Source organism: Streptomyces roseus, assembly GCF_001044425.1.
Taxonomy (GTDB): Bacteria; Actinomycetota; Actinomycetes; order Streptomycetales; family Streptomycetaceae; genus Streptomyces; species Streptomyces roseus.
The window spans coordinates 18,221-39,339 of record NZ_LFML01000161.1; the positions used below are offsets into that span (position 1 = coordinate 18,221).

Consider the following 21,119-nt stretch of genomic DNA (forward strand, 5'->3'; position numbering starts at 1 on the left):
CGGATTTCGGCTCATGCCCTGCCCAAAGCACCGCCCCCGGTCTAGGCTGGTGCTGTGCCGGACGACGTGGGGGGCAAGTTCCCGGACGACGGGGAGCCCGACGACGACGACCGCGGAGGCGCGGATCAGGACTTCGCCTCCGTGGTGTTCGACGAGGACTTCGTCCGGAGCGCCGAGATCCATGAACCGAGCGCCGCGGAGCGCCAGCGGGCCGCCGACCGGGCACGCGCGGAGGCGGAAGCCGCCCGCGCCGTCGCCGCAGGCTGGACCTCCGACGACGACTACGAGGGCTACGGCTACGGCCGGCCCGACGGGTACGGCATCGACGAACCGGGCTGGGAACACGGCCCCGGCTACGCGGACGGCCCGTACGGGGCCTACGGCGGCTCCCTGCGGCCCTACCGGGGCCGCTCGCCCTGGCTGCGCCCGGTCGCCTGGGTGCTCGCCTTCGTGATGGGCCTCGGCATGGTCGCGCTGGCCTTCAGCGCCGTCTACCGCAGTGCGTCGAGCGACGCGGACCACGCGCCCGCGCCCGCCACCACCCCGCTCACCGAAGTCACCGGCGCCGGAGCGTTTACGTACCCCGTCGCCCGCCAACCCTGAAGGTACGACCCCACTCGCGTTTACCGGAGCCGGGGGCTTCTCTGAAGCGGGGACAGCGGGGAGAAGCAATGGCCGTGCCAGGAGATCCACCCGACGGCACCCCCGAGGGCATCGGCGGGGGTGACGAGGAGTTCCGGTCGGACGAGTACCGGTCGGTGGTGTTCGACGAGGACTTCGTCCGGGCTGCCCGGCTCCAGGAGTTCTCCGCCCAGGAGCGCATGGGCGAACACGCGCGGGCCGTACGCAGCCGGTCCATCTGGTCCGGCGCGGGCTCCGGCGGGCCCCGCACCAGCACGCCCGGCCGTGGCGCCCGCCAGGGCATGCTGCTCGTGCTGCTCATCGCCCTGGCCTTCGCCACGGCCGTCTACATGGGCCTGAGCAACCCGGCCCTCCCCCCGACCGTCGGCCGCACCGAGGCGCTGACCAGCACGATCGTGCCGCTCGCGCCCGCCACGGCGGTGCCCGGCGGACGCCCCGCCGACCTGTACGCGAACAGCCCGGCGGCCGACTACCGCGTCGGGGCGGCCGGCATCACCCTGCCCGGCGCGCGCCGCACCGCCCACTTCACCGAAGGCCAGGTCGTCACCGCCCTGTCCATCGCCAAGGACTACCTGGTGCAGTCCTCCCTGGACCCCGACGTGCTGGCCGGGGCCGCCACCCGTCCCGTGCGGGTCCTGCTCCACCCGGACCAGCTGGACCAGTTCGACCGCAGCATCGCCTCGCCCGCCGGCGACGGGCGCCTCGCCGCGACCGGCTGGCTGGTCCGCTTCGACCCGGGCACGGCCGTCGTGGCCGACACCCGTGTCCGGGTCAGCGGAACCCTCGCCATCGACGAGGTCTCCACGGACGTCCTCGAAGTGATCACCGACCACACCTTCGTGTACGCCGTGCGCCCCGCCACCGGATCCCCGGCCGCCGCCGACGGCGCCTCGCTCTTCACCGTCCGGCGGGAGCTGAAGCTGCGCTTCGACCGCGACGACCTGGTGGCCCGCCGGACGGAGCTCGTCACCGCCTACGTGATGGCAGGTCCCCAGGACTGCTCCAACGACCCGGCCGGGAGCTTCCGCCCCGTCCTGGCCGGCGCCGGACCGACCACGGTCGGCCCGGCCGCGAGCGATCCGTACGCCAGTGGCACCCCCAGGCGCGCCGCCGGGCTGTGCGGCGTACTGGCACCGCCCACGGCCGCCGGGACGGCTTCCGTCAGCCCTTCTCCGTAGCCCCGCCCTTGGCCCCGCCGCCCGCGGCCGAGCCCCCGCCGGCCGCGCCGGTGAACTTGTCGCGCAGCTTGCCGCCGACATCGGCCGCCCCGCCCGCGATGTCGCCGACCAGCTTGAACAGCGGGTCCTTGCTGCTGCGCACCGCGTCCGCGTAGTGCGAGGCCGACTCGCGGAAGGAGTCCGACACCGAGGTGTCCTTGTCCTCCTCGCGCCGCGGGTAGTGGCCGTCCATGATCCGCTGGTAGTCCCGGTGCCGGGACCACTTCTTCAGCTCGGCCGCCCGCACGGTGGCGAAGGGGTGCGTGCGCGGCAGCACGTTGAGGATCTTCAGGACGGAGTCGCGCAGATCGCCGCTGGACTCGTACTCCTCGGCCTGGGCCAGGAAGGCGTCCACGTTCATCTCGTGGAGGTGGTTGCCGCCCGCGAGCTTCATCAGGCCCCGCATCGACGCGTTCACGTCCTGCCCGACCAGCAGCCCGGCCCGGTCCGCCGACAGCTCCGACTTGCGGAACCACTCCCGCAGCGCGGTGACCAGCGTCATGATCGCCACATTGCCCAGCGGGATCCAGGCCACCTTCAGTGCCAGGCCCGTCAGGAACAGCAGGATCGTGCGGTACACCGCGTGCCCCGACAGCGCGTGGCCCACCTCGTGGCCCACGACCGCCCGCATCTCCTCCTCGTCCAGCAGCTCGACCAGGCTGGTCGTCACGACGATGATCGGCTCGTCCAGCCCGATGCACATCGCGTTCGGCCGCGGGTCCTGCTGCACGTACATCTGGGGGACCTTCTCCAGGTCCAGGATGTAACAGGCGTCGCGGAGCATCTCGTACAGGTGCGGGAACTGGGTCTCGCCCACCCGGACGGAGTCCGATAGGAAGAGCAGCCGCAGGCTGCGCTCCGGGAGCAGCCCGCTCAGCGCCTTGAACACCGTGTCGAACCCGCTCAGCTTGCGCAGCGCCACCAGCGCCGAGCGGTCCGCCGGGTGCTCGTACGCGCGCGAGGAAATCCCGGGGAACCTCCTGCGGTCCCGCGCCGGCACCTTCTCGAACCCGGTCTCCTTCATAACGCCCTCCCCCTTGATCGGCCTGAGTGCTGCTGCGTCTATCCTCTCCAACGCCTGAGTCGGCGTGAGCGTGCCCCAGGCCCCCGCATACGATGTGAGCGAAGTCTCCGCTCGCTCCCCGACTCGATAGGTATCTGCCTGATGAGCCTCTCCTCCACCGCCCACAACCTGGTCGTTCTCGCGTCGGAGGGCGCCGAGCAGCACGGCGGCAACCACGACAGCCTGAACCCGTACCTGACCGGCGGCGGCGCGCTGTTCATCCTGCTCCTGATGCTCTGGGTGACCACGCGCCTGAACCGCGACCGCTGAGCCCCCCTCGCGCACGCGCTCGAACGAGGGTCCGCGCCGCTCCGCCGGGCCAGTAGGCTCTGCGCTCATGGGAGAGCAGGAGATGCCTACCGGCCCGGTCAAGCGCCGGCTCGGCGTGATGGGCGGGACATTCGACCCGATCCACCACGGACACCTGGTGGCCGCCAGCGAAGTGGCCGCCCTGTTCCACCTCGACGAGGTGGTGTTCGTACCGACCGGCCAGCCGTGGCAGAAGTCGCAGCGCGCCGTGTCCCCCGCCGAGGACCGCTATCTGATGACGGTCATCGCGACGGCCTCGAACCCGCAGTTCTCGGTGAGCCGCATCGACATCGACCGCGGCGGGCCGACGTACACCATCGACACCCTGCGTGACCTGAGCGCCCTCAACGAGGACGCCGACCTGTTCTTCATCACCGGTGCCGATGCCCTCGCCCAGATCCTGACCTGGCGCAACGCCGACGAGCTCTTCTCGCTCGCCCACTTCATCGGGGTCACCCGGCCGGGCCACGTGCTCACCGACGACGGGCTCCCCGAGGACGGCGTCTCCCTCGTGCAGGTGCCCGCGCTGGCGATTTCCTCCACGGACTGCCGCACCCGGGTCGCCCAGGGGGATCCTGTCTGGTATTTGGTGCCCGACGGTGTGGTGCGCTACATCGACAAGCGTGAGCTGTACCGGGGAGCCTGAGCTTCCGGAGAGAGGGGCCCCGCGGTGAACGACCGACAGGATCCGTACGACCCGTACGCCCAAGAGCAGCAGCTCATCGGCTACGACCCGTACGGGAGGCCGGTGTACGGCCAGGTGCCCGCCCAGCCCGCCCCCGGGCAGCAGTACGAGCAGGGGTACGAGCAGCAGCAGTACGGCTACGACCCGCAGGGCTACGACTCGCAGGGCTACGGCCACCAGGCCTACTACCCGCAGCAGCAGCCCCAGCAGCCGGCCGCTCCCGGCTACGGCCAACAGGAGTACCCCGGGCAGCAGGAGTACCCGCAGGCCCCCGGCTACGGCTACGACACGCAGCAGGGCCGGCAGTGGATCCCGCAGCAGTCCGCCCCCGAAGCGCCGGCCCCCGCTCCCGCCGCCCCGGGCCCCGCGGCCGGGCCCGAGCCGGCGCGCGCCGACCGGGTCCCCGAACCGCGCCGGCCCGATGACGGGCAGTCCGCCCCCGACTACCGCACCGAGCAGTTCGCGTTCATCGACCAGCCGGACGAGGACTCCGAGGACGTCATCGACTGGCTCAAGTTCACCGAGAGCCGGACCGAGCGCCGCGAGGAGGCCCGCCGGCGCGGCCGCAACCGGGTGGTCGCCCTCATCGTCGTCCTCGCCCTCTTCGTCGTCGGCGGCGCCGGCTACCTCTGGTACGCGGGCAAGCTGCCGTTCCTCGACGGCCCCGGGCAGAAGAAGGACGCCGCGGCCGCCTCCGGACCGCAGAAGCGCGACATGATCGTCGTCCACTTGCACAACACCAAGAAGGGCGGCACCTCCACGGCGCTGCTCGTCGACAACGTCACCACCAAGAAGGGCGCCACCGTCCTCCTGCCGAACGCGCTGGGCGTCGCGAAGGACGACGGCACCGGCACGGCCCTCGGCAAGGCGGTCGAGGAGGGCGGCGTGGGCGTCAAGGACTCCCTCGACTCGGTGCTCGGCACCCACATCGGCGGCACCTGGCGCCTGGACACCCCCTTCCTGGAGAACCTGGTCGAGCTGGTCGGCGGAATCGAGGCCGACACCGACGTCGCCGTCCCGGCCGACGACGCCGCCAAGATCCCGGCCGTGGGGCAGGGCCCGAAGCAGCACCTCAGCGGGGCGATGGCCGTCGCGTACGCCACGTACCGCGGCCAGGGCGAGCCCGAGGCCAAGCAGCTGGACCGGTTCGGCAAGGTGCTCTACGCGGTGCTGCGCAAGGTGCCCGGCGACGCGAAGTCGGCGACCGTCACGGTCGAGAGCATGGGCCAGATCCTCGACCCCTCCCTGAACGCCCAGGCCCTCGGCGCACTGCTGGCCAGGCTCGGCGAGCGCGCCAAGGAGGGCGCGTACCGCACGGACGTCCTCGCGGTGAAGCCGGACGGCACGCTCACCGACGACGCCAACAAGAACGTCGTCAAGGAGGTGCTCGGCGGCAGCTTCACCGCCGCCCAGGCCGGCACCGCGCCCCGCGTGGGGCTCAAGGACGCCACCGGCGACGAGAAGACGCAGGTCGCGGCGAAGGCGGCGCTGCTGAACGGCGGCTACACCTTCGTGGACGGCGGCAAGGCCGACAAGACCCAGCCCGCCACGCAGATCACGTACCAGGACGACGCGCAGCGCCCCAAGGCGGTCGAGGTGGCCAAGACCCTGGGCCTGCCGGAGAGCGTCCTGAAGAAGGGCGAGAACGCGGTGAACGCCGACGTCGTGGTGACCCTGGGCAAGGACTACAAACCGTCCTGACCAGGCCCCGGACAGGTGGTCCCGTCCGTGCGCGCCGCTGCGCGCGGGCGGGGTCGGCGGTACATGAGACCCTTGTATGGATCTGCCCGCCAACCCGAAAGCATGGCCAGTGACCGCCACGGACCGCTCCATCGAGCTCATCACCGCCGCCGCCCAGGCCGCGGCCGACCGGCTCGCGCACGACATCATCGCGTACGACGTCAGCGACGTGCTGTCGATCACCGACGCCTTCCTGCTCGCCTCGGCGCCCAACGACCGCCAGGTCAAGTCGATCGTCGACGAGATCGAGGAGCGCCTGCTCAAGGAGCTCGGCGCCAAGCCGGTGCGCCGTGAGGGCGACCGCGACGCCCGCTGGATCCTGCTCGACTACATCGACATCGTCGTCCACGTGCAGCACAGCGAGGAGCGGGTCTTCTACGCGCTGGAGCGCCTGTGGAAGGACTGCCCCGAGATCGAGCTGCCCGAGGACGCCAAGCTCACCAAGGGCAAGGCCGAGGAGCACGCCAAGCTGCGCGAGGCGGCGGGCGACGAGGACCTGGACGGTGATCTGTTCTGAGCGCGACCCCCACCCGCAAGAGGGGCCGGAAGATCGTCCTGTGGCGCCACGGCCAGACCTCGTGGAACCTGGAGCGCCGTTTCCAGGGCTCCACGGACATCGAGCTGACCGAGACGGGTGTGGCGCAGGCGCGCCGCGCCGCCCGGCTGCTCGCCTCCATGAAGCCGGCCGCCATCGTCGCCTCGGACCTGCGGCGGGCCTCCGCCACGGCGGCCGAGCTGGTCGCCGTCACGAGCCTGTCCGTGACGCACGACGCCGGGCTGCGCGAGACGTACGCCGGTGAGTGGCAGGGCCTCACGCACGAAGAGATCATCGAGAAGTACGGCGAGCAGTACGCGGCGTGGAAGCGCGGCGAGCCCGTGCGCCGCGGCGGCGGCGAGCTGGAGACCGAGGTCGCCGACCGCGCCGCGCCGGTGGTCCTGGACCACGCCGGCCGGCTGCCGGAGGGCGGCACGCTCGTCGTGGTCAGCCACGGCGGCACCATCCGTACGACGATCGGCCGGCTGCTGGGCCTGGACGCCCGCGACTGGGAGAGCCTGGGCGGGCTCTCCAACTGCTGCTGGTCCGTCCTCGGCGAGGGCGCGCGCGGCTGGCGTCTGATGGAGCACAACGCCGGCACGCTGCCGGAACCGGTGCTCGGCGACGACGACTGAGCCGGCCTCAGGGCCGCTCCCACCCGGCTCCCACCCGGATTTCACTTTCCGGCTGGTCACAGGCTAGAGTTCTTCTTGTTCGCAGCGCGGAACACCGGAAACGGGGGGAGCGCGGCGGAGAGCGGGGCTATAGCTCAGTTGGTAGAGCGCCTGCATGGCATGCAGGAGGTCAGGAGTTCAATTCTCCTTAGCTCCACAATCAGGATCCCGTCCCCAACAGGGGGCGGGATCCTTCCGTTTGTTCCTCCGGTGCCTGCTGACCCGCCCCGTACCCGCGTGGCAGAATCGGGACCGCCGGAGGGGGAGTCGACGGCCCGACGTGGGAGGGAGTCGCTGACGGATGGGTGCACACCGGCGGCGGTGCGACTGGTGCAACAACGGCACGCCGATCGTGCGGGACATGGACCCGGTCAACCCCGACTACCAGTACTGGTGCGAGGAATGCGCGCGGGCGCTGATCATAAAAGGCGACCCGATCGAGACGTACCGCGAGCTGGAGGGGGAGCCGATCTATGGGCGCCTGCTCGACGAGCACTGCACGCTCAAGCGGTTCTACCAGTTCGCGAGGGCGTGAGCTCGGCGGCGTCCGTAACGGACAAAAGGTGTGAACCGGGCAAACCCGAAGGCTCGGAAACCGATTTTTGGACCTGGGCCATGACCGTGTAATGTTCTCGATGTCGCCAGGGGGAACCGGCAAGGGAAACCGAGCAGGGGCCCGGCGGCAGAGAGAAACAAGGGGCTATAGCTCAGTTGGTAGAGCGCCTGCATGGCATGCAGGAGGTCAGGAGTTCAATTCTCCTTAGCTCCACAGAAGAGAAGCGGGCCACCCGGATCGGGTGGCCCGCTTCTCGTTGTGCGGAACGGTCGAGCGGCCGCCGGACCCGCTGCGGTACCCTGGCGCCATGCGTGCCGTACGCCTTCTGCTTACCGAGCCGCGCTGATCAGTACCGACCCCGAGACGGTCGGCATCGGCGCGGCGTCCCCTCCTGTGCGAGGGGTTTTTTCGTTTGGGCAGGCAGAGACGGCAGAGACGATCGATGGAGCTTCAGAAATCATGAGCGAGACGAACACCCCGGCCCCCGAGGCGGCCGAGGCGCACCGTTACACGGCTGCCATGGCCGCCGACATCGAGGCACGCTGGCAGGACGTATGGGACGCGCAGGGCACGTACGAGGCCCCGAACCCGTCCGGTGACCTGGCCGGTGACGCGTCGGTCGTCGCGCGCCCCAAGAAGTTCATCATGGACATGTTCCCGTACCCGTCCGGCGCGGGCCTGCACGTCGGCCACCCGCTGGGGTACATCGCCACCGACGTCTACGCCCGCCACCAGCGGATGAGCGGCCACAACGTCCTGCACACCCTGGGCTTCGACGCCTTCGGCCTGCCGGCCGAGCAGTACGCCGTGCAGACCGGCACGCACCCGCGCGTCTCCACCGAGGCGAACATCGAGAACATGAAGGTCCAGCTGCGCCGGCTGGGCCTGGGCCACGACAAGCGCCGCTCGTTCGCGACGATCGACCCGGACTACTACAAGTGGACCCAGTGGATCTTCCTGCAGATCTACAACTCCTGGTACGACACGGACGCGGCCAAGGCCCGCCCGATCGCCGAGCTGGTGGCCGCCTTCGAGGACGGCTCCCGTGAGGTCCCCGGGGGCCGCTCCTGGGCCGCGCTGAGCGCGGGCGAGCGCGCCGGCGTGCTGAACGAGTACCGGCTGGCGTACGCCTCGGACGCGCCCGTCAACTGGTGCCCGGGCCTGGGCACCGTACTGGCCAACGAGGAGGTCACCGCGGACGGCCGCTCCGAGCGCGGCAACTTCCCGGTCTTCAAGGCCAAGCTGAGCCAGTGGAACATGCGGATCACCGCCTACGCGGACCGCCTGCTGGACGACCTGGACGCGCTGGACTGGCCCGAGGCCATCAAGCTCCAGCAGCGCAACTGGATCGGCCGCAGCGAGGGCGCCCGCGTCGACTTCGCGGTCGGCGACGACGCCATCACGGTGTTCACCACGCGCCCCGACACCCTGTTCGGCGCCACCTACATGGTGCTGGCGCCCGAGCACGCGCTGGTCGAGAAGATCGTCCCGGCCGAGTGGCCCGAGGGCACGCACCAGGTGTGGACCGGCGGCGCCGCGACCCCCGGCGAGGCCGTGGACGCGTACCGCAAGCAGGCCGCCGCCAAGTCGGACGTCGAGCGGCAGGCCGAGGCCAAGGACAAGACCGGTGTGTTCACCGGCGCGTACGCGGTCAACCCGGTCAGCGGCGACAAGGTCCCCGTCTTCATCGCGGACTACGTGCTGATGGGCTACGGCACCGGCGCGATCATGGCCGTCCCGGCCCACGACGGCCGCGACTTCGAGTTCGCGCGCGCCTTCGAGCTGCCGATGCGCTGCGTCGTGGAGCCCTCGGACGACCGCGATGCCGACCCGGCGGAGTGGGAGGACGCGTTCTCCTCGTACGACGGCACCATCGTGAACTCGACCGGCGAGGGCATCTCCCTGGACGGCCTGGGCGTCGTCGAGGCGAAGGCCGCCATCACGGCGTGGCTCGCCGAGCAGGGCATCGGCGAGGGGACCGTCAACTTCCGGCTGCGCGACTGGCTGTTCAGCCGCCAGCGCTACTGGGGCGAGCCCTTCCCGATCGTCTACGACGAGGACGGCGTCGCGCACCCGCTGCCCGCCTCGATGCTGCCGCTGGAACTGCCCGAGGTCGAGGACTACTCGCCGCGCACCTTCGAGCCGGACGACGCCGCCTCGAAGCCGGAGACCCCGCTGTCGCGGAACGAAGAGTGGGTCAACGTCGAGCTGGACCTGGGCGACGGGCGCGGGGTGCGCCGGTACCGCCGCGAGACCAACACCATGCCCAACTGGGCCGGTTCCTGCTGGTACGAGCTGCGCTACCTGGACCCGCACAACGCCTCGGCGCTGGTGGACCCGGAGATCGAGCAGTACTGGATGGGTCCGCGCGAGGGCGCGCCGCACGGCGGCGTCGACCTGTACGTGGGCGGCGCCGAGCACGCGGTGCTGCACCTGCTGTACGCGCGCTTCTGGTCGAAGGTGCTGTTCGACCTGGGTCACGTCTCCTCGGCCGAACCGTTCCACAAGCTGTTCAACCAGGGCATGATCCAGGCGTACGCCTACACCGACGCGCGCGGCGTGTACGTCCCGGCGGCCGAGGTCGAGGAGCGCGACGGCGCCTACTTCTACCGGGGCGAGCCGGTCAAGCGCGAGCACGGCAAGATGGGCAAGTCCCTGAAGAACGCCGTCACGCCGGACGAGATCTGCGAGGAGTACGGCGCGGACACCCTGCGCCTGTACGAGATGGCGATGGGCCCCCTGGACGTCTCCCGTCCGTGGGACACCCGGGCCGTGGTGGGCCAGTACCGGCTGCTGCAGCGCCTGTGGCGCAACATCGTGGACGAGGAGACCGGCGCCGTCACGGTCGTCGACTCCGAGCCGGGCGAGGACACCCTGCGCGCGCTGCACAAGGCGATCGACGGGGCCGGCGCGGACATGGCGGGGCTGCGCTTCAACACCGCCATCGCCAAGATCACCGAGCTGAACAACTTCCTGACCAAGGCCGGCCGGCCGCTGGAGCGCTCGGTCGCGGAGCGGCTGGTGCTGCTGGTCGCCCCGCTGGCCCCGCACATCGCGGAGGAGCTGTGGCACCGCCTGGGCCACACCAACTCGGTGGTGCACCAGGACTTCCCGGTCGCGGACCCGGCGTACGTGGTGGACGAGACCGTGACCTGTGTCGTCCAGATCAAGGGCAAGGTCAAGGCACGTCTGGAGGTGCCGCCGACGATCTCCGAGGGCGACCTGGAGCAGCTGGCGCTGGGCGACGAGGCGGTCGTGGCAGCGCTGGCCGGGGCCGAGATCCGCAAGGTGATCGTGCGCGCGCCGAAGCTGGTGAACATCGTCGTGTGACGTGGGACTCCGGCCGCTCCGGGCTTGTGGTCGAAGGAGCGTATGACCCGGTGACCATGGTCTTTGACCCCGGTGACCATGGTCTAGGGGTTGTCCCGTACGGGCAGGTTGGGGGTTCGATGGGAACCCCCGGCCTGCCCGTGGCGTTTACGGTGGAGGGGACGGAGACGGCAGGGGAAGGGAGCCTCTCATGGAGGCGGGCGTGTTGATCATCATCTTTGCCCTGTTGGTGCTGTTCGCCTTCCTGGGGCTGGGTGCCTGGGCCACCGTGAAGGCGGTCGGGGCGGCGAAGCGGGGTGTGGACCGCACGATCACCCAGGCCCGCCGGACCGTGGAGGACACGGCGCTGAAGGCCAAGAGCTTCGGTCAGGTGGGCGTGGCGGGGGCGCTGGCGCAGCTGCGGCTGGATCTGCGGACGTCGATGAGGGCCACGCAGCAGGCGCTGTACCAGGGCGTCCAGGCGGACGCCTCGCTGAAGGAGTCGATCGGGCTGTTCGAGCGGCTCAGCGCGCACGGCTACGAGCTGGACGACGAGCTGAAGCGGCTGGAACAGGAGCCGGACCGGGCGCGGATCGGCGCGATGCTCCCCGAGCTCAGGGTACGGACCGCCAAGATCGCGGAGGCGGCGGACTCGCTGCGGTGGGCCGCCCGCGACCGGGCGCGGCGCTTCGCCGAGGACGACCTGTCCTCGCTGTCGGCGCAGATCGAGGTCGAATCGGGGGCGCTGCGGGACTGGTCCCGCGAGTCGGTGGACGACCTTGCGGCGGCCGCCGCGGCCTGGGACGCCCAGCAGCCGTCGGCGGGGCGCGGTTCCACCGGGTCCGCTGCCGGGGCCGCGGGCCGGTCTCCCGAGCCGCCGGCGGCCCTGAACCCGACACCTCCGAAGACCGGGTACCCGTGGCAGAAGGCGCCGCGGCCGGAGACGACGACCTGAGCCGCGGGCACCGAGCGCCCGCCACGGGTCACCCTTCCCGACCATCCCTGGCCAGGGCCGGGCTGCCGTCGCGCCCCCACGGGCGGTAACCTCCGGCTCATGTCCCGCCATGTCGCGATCGTCACCGATTCCACGGCCTACCTGCCCCAACCGGCCATGTCGCGGCACGGAATCACCTCCGTCCCGCTGACCGTGGTCCTCGGCGACGAGGCCCTCGAAGAGGGCACCGAGATCTCGGCCCGCAGCCTCGCCCTGGCCCTGCAGAAACGCCGCCCGGTCACGACCTCCCGGCCCAGTCCGGAGGAGTTCGTACGGGCCTACCAGGCGGCCGCGGACGGCGGTGCGACCGGAATCGTCAGCCTGCACCTGTCCGCCGAGTTCTCCGGCACCTACGACGCCGCCGTCGTCGCGGCCAAGACCGCCCCGGTGCCCGTCCGCGTCGTCGACACCGGCATGGTCGCGATGGCCCTGGGCTTCTGCGCCCTCGCCGCCGCCGAGGTGGCCGAAGCGGACGGTTCCGTCGACGAGGCCGTGGCCGCCGCCGAGAAGCGGGCCGCCGACATGTCCGCGTACTTCTACGTCGACACCCTCGACTACCTGCGCCGCGGCGGCCGGATCGGGGCCGCCCAGGCCCTCCTCGGCTCGGCCCTCGCCGTCAAGCCGCTGCTCACCCTGCAAGGCGGACGGATCGAGATGCTGGAGAAGGTGCGTACGGCGTCCAAGGCCATCGCCCGCCTGGAGGAGCTGGCCGTGGAGCGGGCCGGGGCGGGCAGCGTCGACGTGGCCGTGCACCACCTCGCGGCGCCCGAGCGGGCCGAGAAGCTGGCGCAGCGGCTGCGCGACCGTATCCCCGGCCTGGTGGAACTGCACGTCAGCGAGGTGGGCGCGGTGATCGGCGCGCACACCGGTCCGGGGCTGCTGGCCGCGGTCGTCTCGCCCCGCTGATCACCGGAACGAGTGGCGGAGTTATCCACAACGGCCGGGATTTCCACCGGAATTGATAACTCCGAACCGGGGTCGGGATTCGCCCCTACCGTCGGGGCATGACTCTTCGCACACGTATCTCGCCCTCCTCCGGAGCCACCAGCGGTCCCGGGCGGCCCCCTCTTTCCGACGGTCGGCTGCGCCACCGCCGGCGGCGGCCGCAGCCTCCTCATTCCGAGCCCGCGGTGGTGCGGCGCCGGGCCGAAGCCCTGCTGGGCGGCGGCCCGCAGCCGCCGCCGCCTGCCCCTGCGGAGGCGGGGCCGAGTCAGGGGGCCGGGATCCGGTCCGTGGCCGACCCGCCGCCCGGCCGGACGCCGTTGGGGGAGCCGCCGCCCGGGCAGGCCCCGCTGTCGAGGGGAGCCGCGCTGGGGCTCGCGGTGCGGGAGCGGCTGCCGCTGTGGCTTCAGGCCCGGTGTGCGGTGGAGCCCCGCACGGTGGCCGCCGTGGGGGTGGTGCTCGCCGCGGCCGTGGCCTTCGGGGCGCAGCAGTACTGGACGGCCCGGCCGCAGCCTGTGCCCGCGCCCGCGGTGGTCGCCCCGGCCACGGCACCCGCTCCGTCGGCGAGCCCCGGTCCGGCCGCCGCCGCGGGAGCCGGCGGTGCGCGGATCGTGGTGGATGTCAGCGGCAAGGTGCGTGAGCCGGGGGTGCGGCGGCTGCCCGCCGGCGCGCGGGTGGAGGACGCGCTGGCCGCCGCGGGGGGAGTGCGGCCGGGGACGGATGTCAGCGGGCTCAACCGGGCCCGGGTGCTGGTCGACGGCGAGCAGGTGGTGGTGGGCGCCCCGGCGCAGCTTGCCCCGGGCGGGCCGGGGTCCGGCGCGGGCCCGGGCGGGGGCCCCGGTGGTGCGGCCGGGCCGCTGAGTCTCGGCACGGCGACCGTGGAGCAGCTCGACGGCCTGCCCGGGGTCGGCCCGGTGCTGGCGCAGCACATCGTGGAGTTCCGGACAGCCCGGGGCGGCTTCCGCTCAGTGGAGGAGCTCCGGCAGGTCGACGGCATCGGGGAGCGGCGCTTCGCCGATCTGCGCAAGCTGGTACGGCCGTGAAGGGCCCCGAGGGCCCGGGGCCGGTGGATCTGCGCCTGGTCGTGCCGGCGCTGGCCGCCTGGGCGGCTGCCGCCCTCGCCCTCGGCGTTCCGGCCGCCTGGGCCGCCGCCGGAGCGGCCTCGGGGGTCCTCGGTGCGGGGCTGCTGCTCCTGGCCGCCTGCCGGCGTCCGGAACGGCTGTGGCGGATCGGCCCGGCCGCGGCCGCCGTCCTGCTCTGCGCGGCCGCCGGGGCCGGTGTGGCGGGCCTCCAGCGGGCCGAGGCGCGGGCCGGGCCGGTCGTGGGGCTCGCAGGGGAGCACGCCCGGGTCCTCGCCGAGCTCACGGTGGGCTCCGACCCGCGGCCGGCGCGCGGCGGGAGCGGCCCGCCCGTGCAGGTGTTGGACGCGGTGCTGACCCGGGTCACCGCCCCCGACGGGACGCGGACCCGGGTCGAGACCCCGGTACGGGTGCTGGCCGGGCATCCGCAGTGGGCCCGGCTGCAGCCCTCCACCCGGGTCGCGGTCGTCGCCCGGCTGGCCCCGGGCCGGGGCGGGGAGCGGGCCGTGGCACTGCTGCGCCCCGCGGGGGACACCCCGCCGCGGGTGACCGGCGGACCCGACACCGTCCAGCGGATCGCCGGGCGGCTGCGGGGCGGGCTGCGCGAGGCCACCGAGGGGCTCGCCCCGGACGCCCGGGCCCTGCTGCCGGGGCTGGTCGTCGGGGACACCTCCCGGGTGCCGCCCGATCTGGACGAGGCGTTCCGGGCCACCGACCTGCTGCACCTGCTGGCCGTCTCCGGGTCCAACCTGACCGTGGTGCTGTTCCTGCTCATCGGTGCGCCCGCCGCCGCGCAGCGCGCCGAGCGGGGCGGTCTGGCGCCCCGTCTGGGGCTGTCCCTGCGGGCGACCGCCCTGTGCGGGGCCGCGCTGACGCTGGCGTTCGTGGTGGTGTGCCGGCCGGAGCCGAGCGTGCTGAGGGCGGCGGCCTGCGGGGCGATCACCCTGCTGGCCATCGCCACCGGGCGGCGCAGGTCCCTGATCCCCGCCCTGGCCGCCGCTGTCCTGCTGCTGGTGCTGCACGATCCCTGGCTCTCCCGCAGCCCCGGGTTCCTGCTCTCGGTCCTGGCCACCGGGTCCCTGCTCACGCTCGGCCCGCACTGGAGCGCGGCCCTGCGCCGGCGCGGGATGCGGCCCCGGCTCGCCGAGGCGCTGGGCGCGGCCGCGGCCGCCCAGGCGGTCTGCGCGCCGGTGGTGGCCGTTCTCTCGGCCCGGGTGAGCCTGGTCGCCGTGCCCTGCAATCTGCTGGCCGAGCTGGCGGCGGGCCCGGCGACCGTGCTCGGCTTCGCGGCGCTCGCGGCGGCCCCGCTGTGCATGCCCGTCGCCGAGCTGCTCGCCCGCTGCGCGGGGGTGCCGGCCGGATGGATCGCCGGTGTGGCCCGGGCCGGGGACCGGCTGCCGGGCGCGGAGCTGGCCTGGCCGGGCGGGTTCGCCGGGGGAGTGCTGCTGGCCGGCGCCACCCTGGCCGTCGTGGGGATCGGCGCGCGGATCCGACGCCGGCCGTGGGTGTGCTCCGCCCTGGCCGTGCTGCTGCTCTTGGCCGTGCTGCGGCCGCCGCAGTTGACCCGTACGCTCACCCGCTGGCCGCCGCCCGACTGGAGCTACGTGCAGTGCGCGGTGGGCCAGGGCGACGCCGCCGTGCTCTCCGTCGGCCCGGGCACGGCCGTGGTGGTGGACGCCGGCCCGGAGCCGGAACCGGTGGACGCGTGCCTTCGCGCTCTGGAGGTGAGCCGGGTTCCCTTGCTCCTGCTGACGCACTTTCACGCGGACCACGTCGGCGGTCTGTCCGGGGTCTTGCGGGGCCGGGCCGTGGGTGTGATTCAGACCACCACGCTGGAAGAGCCGGCGGGCCAGGCCGCGTTCGTCCGGCGGACCGCGGCGGCCGCGCGCGTACCCGTCGCGGCGGCCTCGGCGGGCGAGCGGCGCCGGGCCGGTCCGCTGGAGTGGCAGGTGCTGTGGCCCGCGTCCGATGGGCCGCGTCCGGAAGGGCCCAACGACGCCAGTGTCGCCCTGCTGGTCCGCGGCGCGGGCCTGACCCTGCTGCTGCTCGGCGATCTCGAACCGCCCGCACAGGAAGCCCTTTTGAGGGCCCATCCGGAACTGGGGCCGGTCGACGTCCTCAAGGTCGCCCACCACGGCTCCGCCCGCCAGGACCCCGGGCTCCAGGCCCGTGTCCGGCCCCGGCTCGCGCTCGTCCCGGTCGGCGAGGGCAACCGGTACGGGCACCCCGCGCCGGGTACGCTCGCGCGGCTGCGGGCCATGGGGGCGACCGTGCTGCGCACCGATACCGACGGTTCGATCGCGGTGGCCGGGAGCGGCCCGGGGCTGCGCGCGTTCCCCTCGCGCCGGCGACGGAGCCGACACGGGCATACCGGACACCGCCTTTCCGTTTGCCCGCAACCCGACAGCATGATCGAATGCGTCTTCGCCAGAGCGGTACAAGTCCACAGAGCACGGGGGTGCCTCAACCATGTTCGGTCGCCGAAGAGGGATGGAGACGGCCGGAAGCGCCGGTTCGCACACGTCCGCCACACTGACGCTGCCCCATACGGCGCGGCTGCTCAGCTGCCGGGTCCTCGACACCGTCCACCAGCCGGTCAGGCAGGCGAAGTTCGAGGTGACCGACCCGATCGGCCGGCGCGTCGTCAGCGGCGAGACCGACCCGTACGGAGGGTTCACCGCGGCCGTGCCGGAGGGCGAGTACCGGCTCTCCGTCACCGCCGAGGGCTACGCGCCGTTCCACGGGGCGACGCTGATCGGGGACCCGGGTCAGCCCGGCACGGGGGAGATCGTCCTCGACGCCGTGGAGCCGCCGCTGCTGCCGGCGCCCGGCCACTGGGAGCTCGACCCGACGCATTCGTCGATCGCCTTCACGGCCCGGCACATCGGCTTCGCCAGGATCCGCGGCCGGTTCAACACCTTCGCCGGCGGGGTGCGGATAGCCGACCGCATGGAGGACTCCTCCATGCACGTGATCATCGACGCGGCGAGCATCGACACCGGCGTGCGGATGCGGGACGACCACCTGCGCTCCGCCGACTTCCTGGACGCGGCCCGGCACCCGACGGTCGAGTTCTACAGCGAGCGGTTCATCCACCGCAGCGGCAGCCGCTGGGCCGTCGCGGGAGCCCTGACCCTGCACGGGACCAGCCGCTCGGTGACGCTGGACACCGAGTACCTGGGCCTGGGCACCGGGCTGGAGGGCGAACCCCGCGCGGCCTGCCGGGCCACCGCCGAACTGCACCGCGAGGACTTCGGCGTCAACTGGCAGTCCGTGCTGGCCCAGGGGATAGCGGCGATCGGTTCGAGCGTGGAAGTGGTGCTGGACGTACAGATCGTGCACAAGGCCTAGGCAGGGGCCGCAGAGGCCGCAGAGGCCACGGGGGGCCGGGAGCGTTACGGGGCTTCCAGCCAGCCCTCGTACTCGGCGGCGAGGGCGTCCAGCGCCGTGGTGTCGAGCTGCTCCTGCGGGTCCTCGACGACCACCAGCCACTGGGCGTCCTCGGCGTCGTCCTCGCCGGCGAGGGCGTCGCGGAACAGCTGGGGCTCCTCGGGGAGGCCGAAGCGGTCCGCGGCCTCCTGGGCCACCTCCTCGGCGGCGTCGCGGTCGGGCAGGACCAGTACATGTCGCACGTTCACCCGGTCATTCTCCGGGATGCGGCGGGGGAGGCGGTGGCGCGGGGGGCTGTCGGTGCGACATGGGATGCTGGACGCGATGGCCACCAGGAAGAACTCCACCGACGATCCGCTCGCCCCGCTCACCCTCGCGGTGGGGCAGGAGGACCTGCTGCTCGACCGCGTCGTTCGGGAGGTGGTGGCGGCCGCCCGGGCCGCCGACGCTGATACCGACGTGCGCGACCTCGCCCCGGAGCAGCTCCAGCCCGGCACGCTCGCCGAGCTGACCAGTCCCTCGCTCTTCTCCGAGCGCAAGGTGCTGGTCGTGCGCAATGCGCAGGACCTCTCCGCCGACACGGTCAAGGAGGTCAAGGCGTACCTCGCGGCGCCGTTCGAGGAGATCATCCTCGTGCTCCTCCACGCCGGCGGGGTCAAGGGCAAGGGGCTGCTGGACGCGGCCCGCAAGGCCGGGGCCCGGGAGATCGCCTGCCCGAAGATGACGAAGGCGGCGGACCGGCTGGCGTTCGTGCGGGGCGAGTTCCGCACGCTGGGCCGGTCGGCGACGCCGGAGGCCTGCCAGACGCTGGTCGACGCCATCGGCAGCGATCTGCGGGAGCTGGCGAGCGCGGCGGCGCAGCTGTGCGCCGACGTCGAGGGAACGATCGACGAAGCCGTGGTCGGGCGGTACTACACGGGCCGGGCCGAGGCCTCCAGCTTCACGGTCGCCGACCGGGCGGTCGAGGGCCGGGCGGCGGAGGCCCTCGAAGCCCTGCGCTGGTCCCTGTCCACGGGGGTGGCGCCGGTGCTGATCACCAGTGCGCTGGCGCAGGCGGTGCGGGCCATCGGCAAGCTGGCCTCGGCGCCGCGCGGCGCCCGCCCCGGCGACCTCGCCCGGGACCTCGGCATGCCGCCCTGGAAGATCGACCGGGTCCGCCAGCAGATGCGCGGCTGGTCGGCGGACGGGGTCGCGGACGCCCTGCGCGCCGTGGCCGCGGCCGACGCCGGCGTCAAGGGCGGCGGCGACGATCCGGGGTACGCCCTGGAAAAGGCGGTCGTGGCGGTGGCCCGGGCCGCCCGCCCCCAGCGCCGCTGAGCGTCCCGGGAAAGGCGAAGGCCCCGGGGGCCGCCCTGGGGGAGGGTGGCTCTCGGGGCCTTCGTTACTTCTTGTTGCGCCGCACCCGCGTGGCGAACGCTTCGTGTGCGGCGCGGGGTGCCGGTCAGGAGCGGGAGAGAGGGCCCGCTGGATCCGTTCCGGCGATCACATCAGAGCTCAGCCCTGGAGGGTGGCAACCTTGGTGGCCAGCGCCGACTTCTTGTTGGCGGCGGCGTTCTTGTGGATGACACCCTTCGAGACAGCCTTGTCGAGCGCACGCGCGGCGGCGCGAGAAGCCACGGTGGCCTTCTCGACGTCACCCGCGGCCACGGCCTCGCGGGCCTTGCGGATCGCGGTCTTGAGCGAAGACTTGACGGCCTTGTTGCGCAGGCGCGCCTTCTCGTTCGTCTTGTTCCGCTTGATCTGGGACTTGATGTTCGCCACGAAAGAGCCTTTTCAGGTTCAGAGTTTGATCTTCGGATTGTGCCTCGACAGCTGAGAGGGCATACGAGACACAGCTGCCCAGGCTACCAGGCACGCTCCGACCGGCCCAAACCGAGCGCATCGCTCCGTCCATGGGACCATGGGAACCTGCGTACAGATCCGACGAGAGCCGGAAACGCTTCCGACTGCGACCCGAGAATCAGGACACTGCGTGCCCGCGATCCCCAGCCACGTGCCCGAGCCGAGCCGTACCGACCCGGCGCTGATCCGCAATTTCTGCATCATCGCGCACATCGACCACGGCAAGTCGACGCTCGCCGACCGGATGCTCCAGCTCACCGGCGTCGTCGACCAGCGGCAGATGCGCGCCCAGTACCTCGACCGCATGGACATCGAGCGTGAGCGCGGCATCACGATCAAGTCCCAGGCGGTGCGTCTGCCCTGGGCGCCCACCACGGGCGAGGGCGTGGGCAACACGCACATCCTCAACATGATCGACACCCCCGGGCACGTCGACTTCACGTACGAGGTCTCGCGCTCCCTCGCCGCCTGTGAGGGCACGATCCTCCTGGTCGACGCCGCACAGGGCATCGAGGCCCAGACCCTCGCCAACCTGTACCTGGCGATGGAGAACGACCTCGCGATCGTCCCGGTCCTGAACAAGATCGACCTGCCGGCCGCCCAGCCGGAGAAGTTCGCCGAGGAGCTCGCGAACCTGGTCGGCTGCCAGCCCGAGGACGTCCTGCGCGTCTCCGCGAAGACCGGTCTCGGCGTCGACGCCCTGCTCGACAAGGTCGTCGCCACCGTCCCGGCCCCGGTCGGCGTCAAGGACGCGCCCGCCCGCGCGATGATCTTCGACTCGGTCTACGACTCGTACCGCGGCGTCGTCACGTACGTCCGTGTGGTCGACGGCCAGCTCAACAAGCGCGAGCGCATCCGGATGATGTCCACCGGCGCCACCCACGAGCTGCTGGAGATCGGTGTCTCCTCCCCGGAGATGACCCCGGCCGACGGCATCGGCGTCGGCGAGGTGGGCTACATCATCACCGGCGTGAAGGACGTCCGCCAGTCCAAGGTCGGTGACACGATCACCAGCCTGCACAACGGCGCGACCGAGGCCCTGGGCGGCTACAAGGACCCGAAGCCGATGGTCTTCTCGGGCCTCTACCCGCTCGACGGCTCCGAGTACCCCGACCTGCGCGAGGCCCTGGACAAGCTCCAGCTCAACGACGCCGCGCTCGTCTACGAGCCGGAGACCTCGGCGGCGCTCGGCTTCGGCTTCCGCGTCGGCTTCCTCGGCCTGCTGCACCTGGACGTGGTCCGCGAGCGCCTGGAGCGCGAGTTCGGCCTCGACCTGATCGCCACCGCGCCGAACGTGGTCTACCGCGTCGTCATGGAGGACGGCAAGGAGGTCCAGGTCACCAACCCGAGCGAGTTCCCCGAGGGCAAGATCTCGGACGTGTTCGAGCCGGTCGTCCGGGCCACCGTCCTCGCGCCCACCGAGTTCATCGGCGCGATCATGGAGCTCTGCCAGACCCGCCGCGGCACGCTGCTCGGCATGGACTACCTCTCCGAGGACCGCGTCGAGATCCGCTACACCCTGCCCCTCGCGGAGATCGTCTTCGACTTCTTCGACCAGCTGAAGTCCAAGACCCGCGGTTACGCCTCCCTCGACTACGAGCCCACCGGCGAGCAGTCCGGCAGCCTGGTCAAGGTCGACATCCTGCTGCACGGCGACAAGGTCGACGCCTTCTCCGCCGTCACCCACAAGGACGCGGCGTACGCGTACGGCGTGCGGCTCGTCGCCAAGCTGCGCGAGCTCATCCCGCGGCAGGCCTTCGAGGTCCCGATCCAGGCGGCCGTCGGCTCGCGCGTCATCGCCCGCGAGACCATCCGCGCCATCCGCAAGGACGTCCTCGCCAAGTGCTACGGCGGTGACATCTCCCGTAAGCGGAAGCTGCTGGAGAAGCAGAAGGAGGGCAAGAAGCGCATGAAGATGGTCGGCTCGGTGGAGGTGCCCCAGGAGGCCTTCATCGCCGTCCTCTCCAGCGACGAGTCCGCGGGCAAGAAGAAGTAGTCCGCGGCGAGCGCCGCAGAGCATTGCCCCAGGCAACGGGCCCCCACGCTGACGCGCGGGGGCCTGTTTCGTTATGAATCGGCCGCTCGCGGGCCCTTACGCCCCGGCCGGAGGACACCTAGTCTGATCACTGCTCGATGGTTACT

The 21,119-nt window shown here is 72.3% G+C and carries 18 protein-coding genes, 2 tRNA genes and 1 pseudogene; 18 read left to right on the forward strand and 3 right to left on the reverse strand.

Annotated features, from left to right (window positions below; genetic code table 11):
* The first annotated feature begins 54 nt into the window (after nt 1-54).
* Nucleotides 55-603 (forward strand): SCO2584 family spore wall biosynthesis protein, encoded by a 549-nt coding sequence (locus tag ACS04_RS33160; RefSeq protein ID WP_048480581.1) that lies wholly within the window; start codon nt 55-57, stop codon nt 601-603.
* Between the two features lie 68 nt (nt 604-671).
* Nucleotides 672-1,820, forward strand: coding sequence for an SCO2583 family membrane protein (locus tag ACS04_RS33165; protein ID WP_048480582.1), 1,149 nt, complete (start codon nt 672-674; stop codon nt 1,818-1,820).
* On the opposite strand, the gene ACS04_RS33170 is transcribed toward ACS04_RS33165, so the two are convergent.
* Complete coding sequence (locus ACS04_RS33170; RefSeq protein WP_048480583.1) at nt 1,804-2,883, reverse strand: M48 family metallopeptidase; 1,080 nt, start codon at nt 2,881-2,883, stop codon at nt 1,804-1,806. The two genes, ACS04_RS33165 and ACS04_RS33170, sit on opposite strands and share 17 nt — an antisense overlap.
* 141 nt (nt 2,884-3,024) lie before the next feature.
* Between ACS04_RS33170 and ACS04_RS38800 the strand changes: the two genes are divergently transcribed.
* From ACS04_RS38800 to ACS04_RS33235, 14 genes and pseudogenes are all read left to right on the forward strand, one after another.
* On the forward strand, nt 3,025-3,192 hold the full coding sequence (locus tag ACS04_RS38800) for a hypothetical protein (RefSeq protein WP_037836848.1): 168 nt from the start codon (nt 3,025-3,027) through the stop codon (nt 3,190-3,192).
* Between the two features lie 67 nt (nt 3,193-3,259).
* Nucleotides 3,260-3,877, forward strand: coding sequence for a nicotinate-nucleotide adenylyltransferase (nadD, locus tag ACS04_RS33180; protein WP_030862415.1), 618 nt, complete (start codon nt 3,260-3,262; stop codon nt 3,875-3,877).
* A 24-nt stretch (nt 3,878-3,901) separates the two neighbouring features.
* The gene (locus ACS04_RS33185) at nt 3,902-5,617 is read left to right on the forward strand and encodes an LCP family protein (protein WP_048480584.1); all 1,716 of its coding nucleotides are present in this window, start codon (nt 3,902-3,904) and stop codon (nt 5,615-5,617) included.
* A 109-nt stretch (nt 5,618-5,726) separates the two neighbouring features.
* Complete coding sequence (gene rsfS / locus ACS04_RS33190) at nt 5,727-6,173, forward strand: ribosome silencing factor (RefSeq protein WP_030159316.1); 447 nt, start codon at nt 5,727-5,729, stop codon at nt 6,171-6,173.
* Entirely contained in the window at nt 6,170-6,826 is a 657-nt protein-coding gene (locus ACS04_RS33195; RefSeq protein WP_048480585.1) for a histidine phosphatase family protein, read from the forward strand. The genes rsfS and ACS04_RS33195 overlap by 4 nt, the downstream gene beginning before the upstream one ends.
* A 123-nt stretch (nt 6,827-6,949) precedes the next feature.
* Nucleotides 6,950-7,022: transfer RNA gene (locus ACS04_RS33200), tRNA-Ala, on the forward strand.
* A 144-nt stretch (nt 7,023-7,166) separates the two neighbouring features.
* Nucleotides 7,167-7,400: a hypothetical protein gene (locus tag ACS04_RS33205; protein ID WP_008738908.1), complete on the forward strand. Its 234-nt coding sequence runs from the start codon at nt 7,167-7,169 to the stop codon at nt 7,398-7,400.
* A 161-nt stretch (nt 7,401-7,561) separates the two neighbouring features.
* Nucleotides 7,562-7,634 (forward strand) — tRNA-Ala (locus ACS04_RS33210).
* Between the two features lie 246 nt (nt 7,635-7,880).
* Nucleotides 7,881-10,751, forward strand: a complete 2,871-nt coding sequence (leuS, locus tag ACS04_RS33215) for a leucine--tRNA ligase (protein ID WP_048480586.1) — start codon at nt 7,881-7,883, stop codon at nt 10,749-10,751.
* A 190-nt stretch (nt 10,752-10,941) separates the two neighbouring features.
* A complete protein-coding gene (locus ACS04_RS33220; protein ID WP_048480587.1) occupies nt 10,942-11,685 on the forward strand; it encodes a hypothetical protein in 744 nt (247 codons plus the stop codon).
* A gap of 99 nt (nt 11,686-11,784) precedes the next feature.
* A complete protein-coding gene (locus ACS04_RS33225) occupies nt 11,785-12,630 on the forward strand; it encodes a DegV family protein (protein WP_048480588.1) in 846 nt (281 codons plus the stop codon).
* A gap of 326 nt (nt 12,631-12,956) precedes the next feature.
* Nucleotides 12,957-13,709: a ComEA family DNA-binding protein gene (locus tag ACS04_RS33230; protein ID WP_342449609.1), complete on the forward strand. Its 753-nt coding sequence runs from the start codon at nt 12,957-12,959 to the stop codon at nt 13,707-13,709.
* Nucleotides 13,706-16,078 (forward strand): annotated as a pseudogene (locus ACS04_RS37145) (ComEC/Rec2 family competence protein); the annotation flags it as partial. The gene ACS04_RS33230 and the pseudogene ACS04_RS37145, both read left to right, overlap by 4 nt.
* Nucleotides 16,079-16,235: 157 nt before the next feature.
* Nucleotides 16,236-17,096 (forward strand): YceI family protein, encoded by an 861-nt coding sequence (locus ACS04_RS33235; protein ID WP_245236680.1) that lies wholly within the window; start codon nt 16,236-16,238, stop codon nt 17,094-17,096.
* Between the two features lie 44 nt (nt 17,097-17,140).
* On the opposite strand, the gene ACS04_RS33240 is transcribed toward ACS04_RS33235, so the two are convergent.
* On the reverse strand, nt 17,141-17,383 hold the full coding sequence (locus ACS04_RS33240) for a hypothetical protein (RefSeq protein WP_048480590.1): 243 nt from the start codon (nt 17,381-17,383) through the stop codon (nt 17,141-17,143).
* Between the two features lie 76 nt (nt 17,384-17,459).
* On the opposite strand from ACS04_RS33240, the gene holA reads away from it, so the two are divergent.
* Nucleotides 17,460-18,452: a DNA polymerase III subunit delta gene (gene holA, locus ACS04_RS33245; RefSeq protein WP_209441835.1), complete on the forward strand. Its 993-nt coding sequence runs from the start codon at nt 17,460-17,462 to the stop codon at nt 18,450-18,452.
* Between the two features lie 177 nt (nt 18,453-18,629).
* Here holA and rpsT read toward each other — a convergent pair whose 3' ends face one another.
* A complete protein-coding gene (gene rpsT, locus ACS04_RS33250) occupies nt 18,630-18,896 on the reverse strand; it encodes a 30S ribosomal protein S20 (RefSeq protein ID WP_030159297.1) in 267 nt (88 codons plus the stop codon).
* 211 nt (nt 18,897-19,107) lie between these two features.
* Between rpsT and lepA the strand changes: the two genes are divergently transcribed.
* On the forward strand, nt 19,108-20,973 hold the full coding sequence (lepA, locus tag ACS04_RS33255) for a translation elongation factor 4 (protein WP_048480592.1): 1,866 nt from the start codon (nt 19,108-19,110) through the stop codon (nt 20,971-20,973).
* Nucleotides 20,974-21,119: the final 146 nt, after the last annotated feature.

Excerpts from the sequence above, each read along its gene's own strand:
- nadD (WP_030862415.1), top strand. The coding sequence starts at position 3,260 with ATGGGAGAGCAGGAGATGCCTACCGGCCCGGTCAAGCGCCGGCTCGGC.
- ACS04_RS33165 (WP_048480582.1), top strand. The coding sequence starts at position 672 with ATGGCCGTGCCAGGAGATCCACCCGACGGCACCCCCGAGGGCATCGGC.
- ACS04_RS33170 (WP_048480583.1), bottom strand. The coding sequence starts at position 2,883 with ATGAAGGAGACCGGGTTCGAGAAGGTGCCGGCGCGGGACCGCAGGAGG.
- ACS04_RS33225 (WP_048480588.1), top strand. The coding sequence starts at position 11,785 with ATGTCCCGCCATGTCGCGATCGTCACCGATTCCACGGCCTACCTGCCC.
- ACS04_RS38800 (WP_037836848.1), top strand. The coding sequence starts at position 3,025 with ATGAGCCTCTCCTCCACCGCCCACAACCTGGTCGTTCTCGCGTCGGAG.
- ACS04_RS33205 (WP_008738908.1), top strand. The coding sequence starts at position 7,167 with ATGGGTGCACACCGGCGGCGGTGCGACTGGTGCAACAACGGCACGCCG.
- ACS04_RS33235 (WP_245236680.1), top strand. The coding sequence starts at position 16,236 with ATGGAGACGGCCGGAAGCGCCGGTTCGCACACGTCCGCCACACTGACG.
- ACS04_RS33220 (WP_048480587.1), top strand. The coding sequence starts at position 10,942 with ATGGAGGCGGGCGTGTTGATCATCATCTTTGCCCTGTTGGTGCTGTTC.
- leuS (WP_048480586.1), top strand. The coding sequence starts at position 7,881 with ATGAGCGAGACGAACACCCCGGCCCCCGAGGCGGCCGAGGCGCACCGT.
- holA (WP_209441835.1), top strand. The coding sequence starts at position 17,460 with ATGGCCACCAGGAAGAACTCCACCGACGATCCGCTCGCCCCGCTCACC.